General features: G+C 59.9%; 19 protein-coding genes. 7 read left to right on the top strand and 12 right to left on the bottom strand.

Going from position 1 to position 13,550, the window contains the following annotated elements; all coding sequences use genetic code 11:
* Window positions 1–160: 160 nt before the first annotated feature.
* Window positions 161–610, top strand: coding sequence for a peptide-methionine (R)-S-oxide reductase MsrB (gene msrB / locus ASD32_RS17800; RefSeq protein WP_060639362.1), 450 nt, complete (start codon window positions 161–163; stop codon window positions 608–610).
* The gene (gene msrA / locus ASD32_RS17805) at window positions 607–1,128 is read left to right on the top strand and encodes a peptide-methionine (S)-S-oxide reductase MsrA (protein ID WP_060639363.1); all 522 of its coding nucleotides are present in this window, start codon (window positions 607–609) and stop codon (window positions 1,126–1,128) included. Before msrB ends, msrA begins: the two co-directional genes overlap by 4 nt.
* Window positions 1,129–1,238: 110 nt before the next feature.
* Here msrA and ASD32_RS17810 read toward each other — a convergent pair whose 3' ends face one another.
* The 3 genes from ASD32_RS17810 to ASD32_RS17820 all read right to left on the bottom strand — a co-directional run bounded on the left by ASD32_RS17810 (window position 1,239) and on the right by ASD32_RS17820 (window position 2,760).
* A complete protein-coding gene (locus tag ASD32_RS17810; protein WP_060639364.1) occupies window positions 1,239–1,502 on the bottom strand; it encodes a DUF2312 domain-containing protein in 264 nt (87 codons plus the stop codon).
* Between the two features lie 138 nt (window positions 1,503–1,640).
* Window positions 1,641–1,946, bottom strand: a complete 306-nt coding sequence (locus ASD32_RS17815; RefSeq protein ID WP_060639365.1) for a DUF1244 domain-containing protein — start codon at window positions 1,944–1,946, stop codon at window positions 1,641–1,643.
* A gap of 19 nt (window positions 1,947–1,965) precedes the next feature.
* A complete protein-coding gene (locus ASD32_RS17820; RefSeq protein WP_060639366.1) occupies window positions 1,966–2,760 on the bottom strand; it encodes an N-formylglutamate amidohydrolase in 795 nt (264 codons plus the stop codon).
* 261 nt (window positions 2,761–3,021) lie between these two features.
* Between ASD32_RS17820 and ASD32_RS17825 the strand changes: the two genes are divergently transcribed.
* Together ASD32_RS17825 and pyk are read left to right on the top strand one after the other, a co-directional pair.
* Window positions 3,022–3,429: a DUF1036 domain-containing protein gene (locus ASD32_RS17825; RefSeq protein ID WP_244490200.1), complete on the top strand. Its 408-nt coding sequence runs from the start codon at window positions 3,022–3,024 to the stop codon at window positions 3,427–3,429.
* Entirely contained in the window at window positions 3,429–4,868 is a 1,440-nt protein-coding gene (pyk, locus tag ASD32_RS17830) for a pyruvate kinase (RefSeq protein ID WP_060639367.1), read from the top strand. Before ASD32_RS17825 ends, pyk begins: the two co-directional genes overlap by 1 nt.
* A gap of 70 nt (window positions 4,869–4,938) precedes the next feature.
* Here the strand turns inward: pyk and ASD32_RS17835 are convergent, their stop codons facing one another.
* The 7 genes from ASD32_RS17835 to ASD32_RS17865 all read right to left on the bottom strand — a co-directional run bounded on the left by ASD32_RS17835 (window position 4,939) and on the right by ASD32_RS17865 (window position 9,759).
* The gene (locus tag ASD32_RS17835; protein ID WP_060639368.1) at window positions 4,939–5,658 is read right to left on the bottom strand and encodes a hypothetical protein; all 720 of its coding nucleotides are present in this window, start codon (window positions 5,656–5,658) and stop codon (window positions 4,939–4,941) included.
* A gap of 75 nt (window positions 5,659–5,733) precedes the next feature.
* Window positions 5,734–6,756 (bottom strand): alpha/beta hydrolase, encoded by a 1,023-nt coding sequence (locus tag ASD32_RS17840; protein WP_244490192.1) that lies wholly within the window; start codon window positions 6,754–6,756, stop codon window positions 5,734–5,736.
* A gap of 95 nt (window positions 6,757–6,851) precedes the next feature.
* The gene (locus ASD32_RS17845) at window positions 6,852–7,445 is read right to left on the bottom strand and encodes a hypothetical protein (RefSeq protein WP_156383218.1); all 594 of its coding nucleotides are present in this window, start codon (window positions 7,443–7,445) and stop codon (window positions 6,852–6,854) included.
* 175 nt (window positions 7,446–7,620) lie between these two features.
* Window positions 7,621–7,746 (bottom strand): type B 50S ribosomal protein L36, encoded by a 126-nt coding sequence (gene ykgO / locus ASD32_RS17850; protein WP_034855034.1) that lies wholly within the window; start codon window positions 7,744–7,746, stop codon window positions 7,621–7,623.
* 183 nt (window positions 7,747–7,929) lie between these two features.
* Entirely contained in the window at window positions 7,930–8,979 is a 1,050-nt protein-coding gene (locus ASD32_RS17855; RefSeq protein WP_060639371.1) for a 5-(carboxyamino)imidazole ribonucleotide synthase, read from the bottom strand.
* The gene (purE, locus tag ASD32_RS17860; RefSeq protein WP_060639577.1) at window positions 8,976–9,440 is read right to left on the bottom strand and encodes a 5-(carboxyamino)imidazole ribonucleotide mutase; all 465 of its coding nucleotides are present in this window, start codon (window positions 9,438–9,440) and stop codon (window positions 8,976–8,978) included. Before purE ends, ASD32_RS17855 begins: the two co-directional genes overlap by 4 nt.
* Before the next feature lie 115 nt (window positions 9,441–9,555).
* The gene (locus ASD32_RS17865; RefSeq protein ID WP_060639372.1) at window positions 9,556–9,759 is read right to left on the bottom strand and encodes a DUF465 domain-containing protein; all 204 of its coding nucleotides are present in this window, start codon (window positions 9,757–9,759) and stop codon (window positions 9,556–9,558) included.
* 177 nt (window positions 9,760–9,936) lie between these two features.
* On the opposite strand from ASD32_RS17865, the gene ASD32_RS29035 reads away from it, so the two are divergent.
* Window positions 9,937–10,110 carry a DUF465 domain-containing protein gene (locus ASD32_RS29035; protein WP_037099985.1) on the top strand — a complete coding sequence of 58 codons (174 nt, stop codon included), beginning with the start codon at window positions 9,937–9,939 and terminating at the stop codon, window positions 10,108–10,110.
* 204 nt (window positions 10,111–10,314) lie between these two features.
* Here the strand turns inward: ASD32_RS29035 and ASD32_RS17870 are convergent, their stop codons facing one another.
* Together ASD32_RS17870 and ASD32_RS17875 are read right to left on the bottom strand one after the other, a co-directional pair.
* The gene (locus ASD32_RS17870) at window positions 10,315–10,575 is read right to left on the bottom strand and encodes a metalloregulator ArsR/SmtB family transcription factor (protein WP_060639373.1); all 261 of its coding nucleotides are present in this window, start codon (window positions 10,573–10,575) and stop codon (window positions 10,315–10,317) included.
* A 130-nt stretch (window positions 10,576–10,705) separates the two neighbouring features.
* The gene (locus ASD32_RS17875) at window positions 10,706–11,485 is read right to left on the bottom strand and encodes a sulfite exporter TauE/SafE family protein (protein ID WP_060639374.1); all 780 of its coding nucleotides are present in this window, start codon (window positions 11,483–11,485) and stop codon (window positions 10,706–10,708) included.
* Between the two features lie 103 nt (window positions 11,486–11,588).
* On the opposite strand from ASD32_RS17875, the gene ASD32_RS17880 reads away from it, so the two are divergent.
* Both ASD32_RS17880 and ASD32_RS17885 read left to right on the top strand, forming a co-directional pair.
* A complete protein-coding gene (locus ASD32_RS17880; RefSeq protein WP_060639375.1) occupies window positions 11,589–12,242 on the top strand; it encodes a thiamine phosphate synthase in 654 nt (217 codons plus the stop codon).
* A gap of 9 nt (window positions 12,243–12,251) precedes the next feature.
* A complete protein-coding gene (locus ASD32_RS17885; protein WP_082546807.1) occupies window positions 12,252–13,469 on the top strand; it encodes a tetratricopeptide repeat protein in 1,218 nt (405 codons plus the stop codon).
* Window positions 13,470–13,550: the final 81 nt, after the last annotated feature.

Consider the following 13,550-nt stretch of genomic DNA (forward strand, 5'->3'; position numbering starts at 1 on the left):
TGAGGCGTGGCAAAAGCGCTTTCGCCTCCCTATATTCCCGTCATCTCTTTCGTTTGCCCGCGCGTTTATTGATCGCTGTTGTTTTCTGCGTTGCGTGCTGCGCATGCGTTGTACGGCTGGAAAGAGATGATCCCGTTTGAAGCGGATAAGGAGTATGCGAATGCCGAACTACAGCAAGACCCCGGAAGCGATTGCGAAATTGACTGCGGAACAGTACCGCGTCACGCAGGAAAACGGCACGGAACGGCCAGGTACGGGGCAATATAACGACAATAAAAAGCCGGGCGTCTATGTCGATATCGTTTCGGGAGAGCCGCTGTTTGCGTCCTCCGACAAGTACGAATCCGGCTGCGGCTGGCCGAGCTTTACCAAGCCGATCGAGCCGGCCCATGTTGCCGAGTTACACGATGCATCGCATGGCATGACCAGGATCGAGGTTCGATCGGCCCATGGCGACAGTCATCTCGGGCACGTCTTCAATGATGGCCCGCGCGATCGCGGTGGTTTGCGCTATTGCATCAATTCGGCTTCGCTGCGTTTTGTCCCGCGCGACAAGATGGAAGCGGAAGGTTATGGTGATTATCTCGCACAGGTGGAGGATATCCGATGACGACCGAACACGCAGTATTGGCTGGTGGCTGCTTCTGGGGCATGCAGGACCTCATCCGCCGTTATGACGGCGTCCTGTCGACGCGGGTCGGTTATACCGGCGGCGACGTCGAAAATGCGACCTATCGCAACCATGGCAACCATGCCGAGGCGATCGAAATTGCCTTCGATCCCGCAAAGATCAGCTATCGCGAGCTCCTGGAATTCTTCTTCCAGATCCATGATCCGTCGACAGCCAACCGCCAAGGCAATGACAGAGGCCCAAGCTACCGCTCAGCCATCTACCATACCAGCGACGCGCAAAAGCAGGTTGCGCTGGAAACCATCGCCGATGTCGATGCCTCCGGTCTCTGGCCGGGAAAGGTGGTGACGGAAGTCGAACCTGCGGGCGCTTTCTGGGAAGCCGAGCCTGAGCATCAGGATTATCTGGAGCGGATTCCCAACGGCTATACCTGCCATTTCATTCGTCCAGGCTGGAAGCTGCCGCGCCGCGGCAAGGGCAGCGAAGCGGCTGCCTGAGGCAGGTCGCATGTCTTGAATTGAAAAAGGCCGGTCTTGTGACCGGCCTTTTTTGATGGCGAACAGATACCGGCCAATTGCTCGCCCGGCCTCATCCGTCATGCAGGGCGTTATTCTGCGTCCGGGGCTTCGATCATGCCGAGGGCTGCGAGATAGGTGTCGAGGATGGCTTCCTGTTCCATGCGCTCGTCCTTGTCCTGCTTGCGGATCGCGATGACCTTTTTCAGAATCTTCGTGTCGAAGCCGGTGCCCTTTGCTTCGCCATACACATCCTTGATGTCGTCGGCGATGGTCTTCTTTTCTTCTTCCAGCCGCTCGATGCGCTCGATGAACGAACGAAGCTGGTCGCGTGCGACGCCGTGGGCATCCGACATGGTGTTCTCCTTGTTGGGGGATATCAATGAGGGTGGGACTGAATTTGTGAGGGTGTGACCTGCCGCGAAGTGCGGTCGAGGTCAAGTGACATTGCGCAACATCGCGCTGATTTTCGGACGGGCCACGCGTACCAGGCGTTACTCCTTGGGCTTGCTGGCCTCAAAGGCGGCCGTCTGTTCGCCGGTCGCTTCCTTCTGGTTCAGCGCCCGCCACGCCTCGTAAGGCATGCCATAGACGATCTCGCGGGAGGCTTCCTTGTCCATCTCGACGCCTGCGGCATTGGCGGCGTCGCGGTACCAGTTGGACAGGCAGTTGCGGCAAAAGCCGGCGAGGTTCATCAGGTCGATATTCTGCACGTCGCCGCGTTCGCGCAGGTGTGACACCAGGCGGCGGAAAGCGGCGGCTTCGAATTCAAGCTGTTGTTGCGGTGTCAGGTCGCTCATGGTCGGTCTCTTTCCACTGTCAGAACGCATAGGGTCCGGTCCGCGACGGATAGCGCCTGATTTCGTGCAATTCGGGGCGGGCATTCAAATTTGCAAGGATTGGTCCGAGCCGGGCATCCCATTCGGCAACGCCGCTATCGTCACCGATCAGGTCCTGGCGCACTTCGATCAGGGCGTGGGCAAGGCCGGTTTCCATGCAATGGCGAAACATCGTATCGCCGCGCAGCGCGCCGTCATAGGGCTCGTTGTCGCCGACAAGGATATCGCCGGAAACCTCCAGCGCCTCGATCAGCGGCGTGACCGCGCGCGGGTCGCTGTCCCAGAGAACGGCTGTATGCCAAGGGCGGGGCACGCCCTTCCAGGCCGGTGTATAGGAATGAAGCGAGATCACCAGCGGCGCCTTGCCGCTGGCTGCGCCGACATCGGCGATGGTTTGCGAGACGGCGCGATGATAGGGGCGGTGGAACCGGTTGAGGCGGGTTTCCCATTCCTGCGCTGTGATCGGGTGGTTTCCGGGAATGATGGCGCCATCGGAAATCTTCATAATCAGCGTCGGATCGTCTTCGCCCCGGTTCGGATCAATCAGCAGCCTTGAAAAACAGCTGAGCACGGCGGGAACGCCAAGCCGCATGGCGAGCCTGCGCACCAGCGGCTCGACGCCGATATCATAGGCGATGTGACGGGCAAAGGCATTTTCAGGAAGTCCGAGCCCGCCATATTCTGCGGGCAGGCGGTTGGTCGCATGATCGGCGAGCAGAACCAGCCCGGCTTGATTGTTTCCTGGAATGACCTCGAAAGACGATGTTTCCGGCATACAGTATCAACTCATTTCACTCTTGACGGAATTTGATGGCATGCTGTGGCAGCAATCGCAAGGTAATGGCTATTTTACGATCTTTCCGACAATAAAAACCCGAATGTAATCGATTAGACCCGCGTTGACATTCGGGCCCCACCGTCGCAAGAAAGTCCCTCGACAAATCGCAACGGAGACCCATTGGAAACCGTGTCCAGATATCCTTTCTCCAGGCTGAATCTGCGGAGCTGGTCTTTAAGCGCTGTTCTCCTCTTCGTTCTGACCGCGTTTTCGCCGGCCCTGATCGCAAGTGAAGCGCACGCCGAATTCCGTGTCTGCAATGGTACCCAGAATCTGGTCGGCGTGGCCATCGGCTATCGCGCCAAGGAGGGCTGGATCACCGAAGGGTGGTGGCAGGTTCCGGCGACGACATGCGCGACCCTGATCGAGGGCGAACTCCAATCACGATATTATTACCTCTATGCTGAAGATGCGGCGCGCGGTGGACGCTGGACCGGTGACGTCAACATGTGCGTCGCCGAAAACGAGTTCAAGGTGACCGGCGTGCAGGACTGTTTCGCACGCGGTTTTCAGCGGATGGGCTTCAAGGAATACGACACGGGGCGTCAGGGAAGCTGGATGGTTCAGTTGTCCGATACCCCAGGGACTCAAGAAAGCCACAACTGATGAAGCGGAATAGAAAAGTCAAAATCCTCGCAACGCTCGGACCGGCATCGGGCGAAGAAGAGATGATCCAGAAGCTGCACGAGGCGGGGGCTGATCTTTTCCGGATCAACATGAGCCATGCCAGCCACGACATGATGCGCACGCTGATCAAGCGCATCCGCAATGTCGAGGCGCGCTGCGGCCGCCCGATCGGCATTCTCGCCGACCTTCAGGGCCCGAAGCTGCGCGTCGGCAAATTCGCCGCCGGCAAGGTCGATCTGGTTCCCGGCCAGACCTTCACCCTCGACAACAAGGACGAGCCCGGCGATGCGACGCGCGTCTTCCTGCCGCACCCGGAAATCCTTGAATCGGTCAAGGCCGGTCACCGCCTGCTGATTGACGACGGCAAGCTGCATCTGCGCGCCGATGCGTCCGATGGCAAGAGCATCGTCTGCACGGTGATCGCCGGCACCAAGATTTCCGACCGCAAGGGCGTAAGCCTTCCCGATACGCTGCTGAGCGTCGGTGCGTTGACCGAAAAGGACCGTGCCGATCTTGATGCGGTTCTCGAAACGGAAGATGTCGATTGGGTCGCGCTGTCGTTCATTCAGCGTCCGGAAGACCTGTCCGAAGTGCGCAAGATCTCGCGCGGCCGTGTCGGCCTGATGTCGAAGATCGAAAAGCCGCAGGCGATCGAGCGTATCGACGAGATCATCGAGCTTTCCGATGCGCTGATGGTTGCCCGTGGCGACCTGGGCGTGGAAATGCCGCTCGAGGCCGTTCCTGGCTTGCAGAAGCAGTTGATCCGCGCCTCCCGCCGCGCCGGCAAGCCGGTCGTGGTCGCCACGCAGATGCTGGAATCGATGATTTCGGCGCCGGTGCCGACCCGCGCCGAAGTGTCCGACGTTGCGACCGCCGTGTTCGAAGGCGCTGACGCGATCATGCTGTCAGCCGAATCCGCTTCGGGTGACTATCCGGTGGAAGCGGTTGCGACGATGGCGTCGATTGCCAGCAAGATCGAAACCGATCCGCATTATCCCGGCATCATCTACGCGCAGCGCACGCCGCCTGAGGCTACCGGTGCCGACGCGATTTCGCTGGCTGCCCACCAGATCGCCGAGACGCTCAAGCTTTCGGCCATCGTCTGTTACACGTCGTCGGGCACCACGGGCCTGCGCACCGCGCGTGAGCGTCCGCAGGTTCCGATCCTGGCGCTTTCCCCGGTCATCCAGACGGCCCGCCGTCTCTCCGTCGTCTGGGGCCTGCATTGCGTGGTCACCTCCGATGCGACCGATCTCGACGACATGGTCAACCGCGCGTGCCGAATCGTTGCTTCCGAAGGCTTCGGCAAACCCGGCGACCGGGTCATCATCTCGGCCGGCGTGCCGCTGGGAACACCGGGCGCCACCAACATGCTGCGGATCGCCTATATCGGCTCGGATGGCCTGAGCGGCGTCTGACGTTTGTCCCGTATTCATGAAAAAAACCGCCGGAGCGATCCGGCGGTTTTTTGTTTCGCGGCCTATCCGGTCAGATGGTGATGCTGATGGGGATCGCGGCCGTGACCCCGGCGGGAGAGCCGCTGCCGAGCGCGCTCTTCACGCCCTGGATTGCCTGGGTCAGGCTTTCGCCGGATGTCTGTGCGTCTGTAATGGTATTCTGGTCGGCATTCTTTTGCGCGCGCAGACGGCGCAGCGCCTCTTCGAGCAGCGCCTTGATCTCCTGCGCCACGGCCTTGAATTCCTCAAGCGTCCTGCGGTCATCGGCGGAGAGGGTCTTTTGATCGGTGCCGTCCGCCATCATGTCCTGATAGGCCTTCTGGGCAAAAGACGTTTCATCTTCGCCGCTGCCGGCCGTATCGGCTATTTGCGCATCGGTTTGCCCGGCAAGCGTTGTTTGCGCCTCTGTGGGGCCGGACGCTGCTGCACCGGTGTTTGATCCGGCGTGCACTGCCGCAGCAAAATCCTTGGCTGCCGCGCCCACTTCGCGGGCCAGGTGGCCAGCCTGCCGGGCCAGCACTTCCGGATCGAAATTCCAGCGGCGCAGATAGTCCAGCCGGGTCTTGGCGTCCTCAAGTCTTTGCTTGGCGCGTGCCTTGATGCTGTCTGCATCCGCTTCGGCGGTGGTTTTCAAGAAGTCGAGTGCGCGGTCCCGCAGGCTTTGTGGATCGCTAGCCACTCCACCCGGCGCAGTTCCCGCCGCTGTCGTGGTGCGGAAGGGATAGGTGGTGGCAATGCTGCCAACTTGCATGAATGGCCTCCGGATTGAGGCCGCAACGTGCAATCGCCAGCTTGCATGGGGCTGGCGGCAAGGTGTTCCATTGCGCTAGTCGACGACGGTGATACGGGCCTGCGCCTTGGCCGCCAGCGCATTGAGGTCACGCTTCTTGCCCGCCAGCGATTCGATGGCTGAAATTGCCAGGTCGGTGACGATGTAATCCGGCTTGTGGCCGAGATTGTGAATACGCAGCAAGGTCGATCCCGTGATGGCCTCGTGCAGTTGGCGCGAGTGGATCTCCGGCAGGACGACGCGGTCGGCATCGCCGGTGATGATCACGGTCGGGGCCTTGATTTCCTTGTAACGCGGCGCGACCCGCTTCACGTATTCCAGCAGATTGGCGATATCGATGGCGTTGTTGCGAAAGGCGGCCGGTCTGATCGCCAGATAGGCGGCGGTGTTTTCGATATAGCTGTCGGGGCGCGGATTGGGCGCAAAGACGTATTTGGTTGCCTTGTCGATCGAGACAAGGCCGATCGGCGGCGCCACCAGAGTGGCAAACAGCCAGCCGAGCACCGGCGTTTTGGTGATGCCGTAATACCATTCGATGCCGCCCGGCCAGGGATGCGTGGCGGGGGATAAAAACAGGAGGCCTGCCACCATGTCCTTGTGGTTCAATGCGAAGGTAGCCGCGATGGCGCCGCCGAAGGAATGGCTGATGATGATGGCTTTCTTGATGCCGCGTTTTTTCATCAGGGCGGCGATCGCATCGGCCTGACCGTCGGGATAGGCATTTTGCGGGCCGCCGCGATCGGAAAAGCCCAATCCGGGACGGTCGAGAAAGAGCATATCGGCGCGGCCTTCGAGCTTGCTCCTGAAGGCGACCATCGGGTCGCGCAGGTTGGCGCTTGCGCCATGGATGAAGACCAGGGTGGGAAGATCGGCGTTCTTCGGGCGGGGCACGTAGACGCTGTTCATCTTGTAGCCGCCGACATCGATCCGCTCGCCGCTATTGGGATTGTCGCGCTCGAAGGCGGATGCCTGGTAGGCGCTGAAACCAAACCCTGTGACGAGGACGGCGAGAAACAGGGATGCAAAGACCAGCATGACTTTCCTGAAAACAAACTTCATCAATCACTCTTCTTCGCGCAGGCCGATCGGCCGGATGGCTCGGTTATCGTCCGATACGAAGATGAGGGCGCTGCGGTTTCGCGTGGAAGGCGGAATTATGTGCGGTTGCCGGCAAGTTTTTCTTCAAGCGTGCCAAGCTGTTCCTGCGCCTTGCGGTCGGCGGGATAGATATCGAGGAACTGTTCCCAGGCGCGCAGCGCCAGTTCATCCTGTCCGGATGATGTGAGGATGGCGGCCATGCCGGCAAGCGCGCCGAAATGGCGAGGCTCGATCGCCAGCACGCGGTTGATGTCGGACATGGACTTGCGGTAGTTGCCCATCTGGTAATGCAGCGTTGCCCGCTGGTTCCAGCCTTCGACATAGCTTGGCGACAGGGCGATGACCTGGTCGAGAATATCGAGCGCTGCGGCCTGCTTGTTTGTTTCGACAGCCTTGGCAGCCCATTGCATCAGGAGATTGGTGGTGGCGCTGCCGGATTCCTGCCACTCCACACGGATCCGGTTGGAAATCTCGCGTGCCTTGTCCTGATCGCGTTCCCGCTTCAGTTCGGTAAAGAGTGTGTCGATCCGCTGCTTGGGCGTCGTCAATTCAGACGTGACCGAGGCCTGAGCCGCGTCAGCGGCGAGGGCGGGCAGGGTGCCGGCGGCAGATGCGGCCAGCAAGCCAGCGAGAATCAAAGATGAAGACATGAGTTTAACCATGGCAGATAAGGTAGCCTGCCATGGCCGAAGATCAAATCAAATTTGAGACATCAAACCGATGAACCGTTTGGGAAGCCTGCTGTGTTGCAAGCAAGCGTCCGCGAGCGCACTCGATCCATGCGTTGCCGTTCCGAAAGCACAGACTTCCGGCGCGCACGATGGATCAGCCCTGACGGGCCTTGAAGCGCGGGTTCAGCTTGTTGATGATGTAGACGCGACCCTTGCGGCGAACCAGACGGTTTTCGCGGTGACGGGCCTTCAGCGACTTAAGCGAATTTTTGATCTTCATTTTTCTGATCCGCAGTTTCGGCGAATTGAATTCGCCGGTCTTTAACAATCAAAAGCGCGCTTGCAGACCGTTAAGGCCGAGCGCGCTCTTAGGGTGGCAGGCAAATAACCCGGCATCGTAAACGTGTCAACCGCAGAGAGCCTGTTTTCGCAGCGTTTGGCGGCTTTTCTGTGGGTTAAACCCTCAGGCAAGCCAGGTGACATGCCCCATTTTGCGCCCCGGCCGCGCTTCCGTCTTGCCATAGAGGTGAACCAGCGTGTTGGGCTTTGCAAGCCATGCCGGCAGGTCGCCGATATCGTCGCCGATCAGGTTCTGCATCACGCAATCGGAATGGCGGGCACCGTCCGACAGGGCCAGTCCAGTGACGGCGCGGATATGCTGCTCGAACTGCGAGACCACGCAGGCCGCCTCCGTCCAGTGGCCGGAATTGTGGACGCGCGGAGCGATCTCGTTGGCGATCAGCGTGCCGTCCGCAAGCACGAAAAACTCGACGCCGATGACGCCGACATAACCAAGCGCCGTCAGCACTGCCGTGGCGGCCAGACGGGCAGCCTCGGCCGTTGCGTCATTGATCCCGGCCGGAACGGTCGAGGTGTGGAGAATGCCCTGGCGATGGATGTTTTCGGCCGGATCGTAGCAGGCGATGGTGCCGTCGGTGCCGCGCGCGGCGATGATGGAGATTTCGCGTTCGAACGGCACGAAGCTTTCGAGAATGGCGGGAACGCCGCCAAGGGCAAGGAATGCACCGGCGGGGTCGTCGGCTGCGCTGCGAAACACGCGCTGGCCCTTGCCGTCATAGCCGAGGCGGCGGGTTTTCAGAACACCCTGGCCCGAGAAGTCGGCGAGTGCCCGTTCCAGATCGTCCTGGCTGCCGATCGGGTGGAAGCGTGCGGTCTCAATGCCGCAGCCGTTGAGAAACTGCTTTTCGCTCACCCGGTCCTGCGACACCTCAAGCGCCCGTGGCGGCGGATAGACGGGGAGGGTTAGCGACAAACGCTCGGCGGCATCGACGGGAACGTTTTCGAACTCGTAGGTGACGACGTCACATTCGCCGGCAAGCCGTTCCAGAGCGGCTGCGTCATCATAGGCGGCGACGATCTGGCTATTGGCGACCTGTGCTGCCGGACAGTCGATCTGCGGCTCCAGAATGACGGTGCGGAAATTCAGCCGGGCTGCCGCCATGGCCAGCATGCGGCCGAGCTGGCCGCCGCCGATGATGCCGATCGTTCTCATGCCTGGTCCACGGGATATTCGGCGACCGCCGCACTTTGCTGTTCGCGCCAGTCGTCCAGCCGGTCGGCAAGGTCGGGGTCACTCAGCGCCAGAACGGCGGCAGCAAGAAGGGCGGCATTGATGGCGCCAGCGCGGCCGATTGCCAATGTGCCGACGGGAATGCCGGCCGGCATCTGGACGATGGAGAGAAGGCTGTCCTGACCGGAAAGGGCCTTGGATTGGACAGGAACGCCGAATACCGGAAGGGCCGTCATCGCAGCCGTCATGCCGGGCAGATGGGCCGCACCGCCTGCACCAGCAATGATCACCTTGAAACCCTCGTCGCGCGCGCCCCTGGCAAAATTGATCAGCCTATCGACCGTGCGATGTGCCGAAACGATACGGGCGTCATAGGCGATATCGAGGGCGTCGAGCGTGTCGGCGGCATTCTTCATGGTTTCCCAGTCGGACTGGCTGCCCATGATGATGGCGACGGGCGGGGTTGCTGCTTTCGTCACGTTGTTCGTTCCGCTTGGTTCAAGGCCGAAGGTCCGGCCGGAGCGTTCTCAGCATGTCCTTATCCGGACACGCACGGGTTCAGGCGATGATATCGGGAATGATCATGTCTTCGATCTTGGTGATCTTGTCCTTGATGACCAGTTTCTTCTTCTTCATCCGCTGGATGCGCAGGGCATCGCAGCCCGTCTGGATCATAGCGTTGATCGCAACATCATAGTCTTCATGTTCCTGCCTCAGCCGCGCTACGCTCAGTCTGAGTTCGGCCTGATCCTGATCTGGCATGCAATGTTCCCCATAAATCGAGCGTCGCTCTAGCACAGAATTGTTGGTAACGGGAAGTTATCCTTCGCCATGAATTCGCCTTCGACAAATGAAAAATAGCATGGCACACTATCTCGGTTAATACGTGGAAACCCGGCATTTACCGATCGGGTGCAAGCAAAAGGAAGGGACTGCCACATGACAATTGAGGCTCATCTTGCAACGCTTGAGAAAAAACATGGTGTTTTGGAGCAGGAGCTCCACTCGGCCCTGACCCAGCCGTCTGTCCAGGATCAGCACATTGCTGACATTAAGCGCCGCAAGCTGCGCTTGAAGGACGAAATCGAGAAGATTCGCTCTTCAACTCACTGATAAGCTAAGACAATCTCATTCATCGGGAGACTTTTGTTCCAGCGCATCTATTGACCACCGGATAGCCAAAGCGAATTTTGAAGGCCGGGTTCAAGGCGTTGTCGATAAGCGGAGTTGGCTGGCGCGGACATGACGTTCGCCAAAACTCCGCAGGTTTTAGTCTCCCGATGTCTGGCCCTCTGAACGTCCTGGGCCTCAAATCCTTCATGACCAAAACTGATCCAGCCAGAGATTGACCCGGTCAAAGCCCGGTTTGTTGATCGCATAAATCCGTTTCGTGCCGCTGGCGGAGACGGAGACCAGATTTGAATCCAGCAAGGCCTTCAGATGCTGCGATACGGCAGGACGGCTGATTGGCAATCCCTCGGCAAGTTCATTGACCGTGCGCGGCGCGCGCCGCAATTCCTCCAGCAGATACCGCCGGTTCGGGTCAGAGATCGCATCGAAAGGATCAGCGTTGGACATGGGCGAAAGCTAGGAGAATTCGCAGCGTCCGGCAAGCGGAATTGTGCAGTGCAGTATGGAATTTTACATCATTTGTGCAATTTTAGCGCGCATTTTTGATCATTTTGAGGAGCGATCCGGCGCCGGATAATCATGATCCTGCAGCCAGCGCGATAATTCCGTCATAGACAAGCTTCGACCCGGCCAGGAACGCCATCGTATACATGAACGGATAAAACACCTGCGGCTGCATGCGCCGGACCACCCAGGCCCCGGCCAGGGTTGCCAGCATTGCAAGCGGAAACAGCGTCAGGGATGTGGTCAGATTGCTGAGATCGAGCTGTCCGAGCGCGAAATAGGGAATGAGCTTGACGGCGTTGAGGATGGCGAAGAACCGCACGATCGTGCCGGTATATTCGCGCGGCGGCAGTTTTAGCGGCAATGTGTAGATCTGGAAGGGCGGGCCGCCGGCATGGGCGACGAAGCTGCCGTAGCCGGCAAGGCCGCCGAAGAATGTTGCCTGAACCGGCCGCTGCGGCTTGGCGGGTGTGACGACGCCCTGGCGCGCACGCCAGAGATTATAGACGTAGCGCAGCACGAAGAGAACGGTGATCGCGCCGATGATCAATCTCAGCGCATCGCGCGGGACGTAAGCCGCCGTGGCCCAGCCGATGGCAATGCCGATGAGGGCGCCGGGCAACAGGATCTTCAGCGTCGTCATGTCGCCATGCTTTCGCCATGTCCAGAGCGCCACCAGATCCATGGCGATCAGGATTGGCAAAAGCAGGGCTGCCGCCTGCACCGGCGAGACCGCGAGCGATAGAAGCGGCACGCCCATCAGAGAAAGCGCTTCGCCCATGCCGCCTTTGGCAAAGCCGACGAGCAGGACCGCCGGAATGGCGATGGCATAGAATTCAAAATCGGGAAGCATGGGTATCGGTTGATCCTTTTGCCGCTAGGGTCTATCGCTTTTGCAGATCGAAATCGAGTAGGTGTGATGCGCGGCCGCGCATTTCACCGGAACAAGAGACATTATGAGCAATACAGACAATCGCTGCCGCCTGGTCCTGATCGTGCCGGATATCGCCGATGTGGACAGCCGCGCGAAAATTCTAAGCGGTGCGCTGCGCGGCGGCGATGTGGCCTCGGTGATCGTGCCGCAATACGGGCTGGACGATCAGACCTTCCAGAAACATGCCGAAATCCTGGTGCCGCTGATCCAGGGCGCGGGGGCTGCGGCCCTGGTTGCGGGCGATACGCGGGTTGCGGGCCGGGCCAAGGCCGATGGCCTGCATGTAACCGGCAACGCGGCCGACCTTTCGGAGGCGATGGAAAAATTTTCCCCCAAGCTGATCGTCGGCGGCGGCAATGCCACCGATCGTCATCATGCGCTGGAGATGGGTGAAATCCGCCCGGATTATGTGTTTTTTGGCAAGGTCGATGGCGATATCAAGCCGGAAGCGCATCCGAAGAACGTGGCGCTGGCCGAGTGGTGGGCCTCGATGATCGAAATTCCCTGCATCGTCATGGGTGGTACCGATCCGGAATCGGTGCTGACCGTTGCCGAGAGCGGAGCCGAGTTCGTCGCCCTGCGTCTCGCGGTGTTTGCGGAGCCGGAACAGGCGCCTGCGATCGTTGCGAGCGTCAATGCGCTTCTGGACGAAAAAGCGCCACGGTTTGAAGCTTAAGACATTTACATGTTGATCCGTCCTTTCCCATCGCTGCGCCGCATTCATCTCCTTTTGCTAGGGGCGGCGTTTCTGGTTGTGCCATCCGGCCTTCATGCCGACGATGCGCTGCCGGGCGTCAGCGATGCCGCACCGGGTGTCAACGGTGGCGCACCGGCTGTCGTCCAGGACGATGAAGGCGTGGTTGAGAAGCGCGGCCGCATCACGCCGTTCAACGGTGCGGCACTTCCGGAGGGCGAAATTCCGGCCTTCCAATCTCCCGAAGCGGCAAAGAAGGCTGATGACGAGGCGAAAAAGGCCGATGCCAAGAAGCTGGAGCCCTCGACTGGCGTCAATGTTCTGGAGCGGATGGGTGCCGAACTGCCGGCCTTGCCGCAGGAAAAGCCGTTTGCAGGCAAGGCCGACGATGCCTATGGAGCGTTTCAGCGCGGCTATTATCTGACGGCGATGGAACTGGCCTTGCCGCGTGCCCAACTTGGGGATGCGGCAGCGCAGACGCTGGTTGCGGAAATCTTCTCGCAGGGGCTCGGGGTCGCCCGCAACAGAAAAGATGCGGCGTTCTGGTATGGCCAGGCCGCCAATTCCGGTGATCCGGCGGCAATGTTCAAATATGCGCTGCTCCTGATGGAAGGCCGCGATGTCGCGCGTGACAAGAAAAGGTCGGAAGAGCTGATGAAGAAGGCTGCCGATCTCGGCAATTCTTCGGCGCAGTTCAACTACGGTCAATTGCTGGTCGCCGACATGCCGGGCGAAAAGGGCCTGAAGGCTGCACTTCCCTATTATGAAAAGTCGGCAGAGCAGGGGATTGCGGATGCGCAATACGCCCTGTCGCAGATCTATCTGAATGTCGATGGCATCGATGACAGCAAGCGGGCGAAGGCGCGCGACTGGCTGCTGAGAGCCGCAACAGCAGGTTATGATACCGCGCAGCTCGATCTTGCTATCTGGATGGTCGATGGCATTGGCGGCGAGCGCAATCTGGAAGAAGGCTTCAAGTGGATGTCGCGGGCTGCCGCCGGCGGCAATGTCGTGGCGCAGAACAAGCTGTCGCATCTCTATATCAATGCGATCGGCACGCGGCCCGATCCGATCGAGGCTGCGAAATGGTATATCCTGTCGCGCCGGGCCGGGCTGAAGGACCCGTCGCTTGAGGATTTCTATCTGGGTATTACGGATGAAGAGCAGAAAGCGGCGATCAGCGCTGCCAACAAATACCGCTCTTCGTAAGCAGAGTTTCTGCGGCAAGACTTGAACTTTCGGGGGTTTTGTGGTCTTGAAGCGCCGGATTGGCTGGCCGTAGGGGCGGCT

This window comes from Rhizobium sp. Root483D2, assembly GCF_001426685.1.
Lineage (GTDB): Bacteria > Pseudomonadota > Alphaproteobacteria > Rhizobiales > Rhizobiaceae > Pararhizobium > Pararhizobium qamdonense.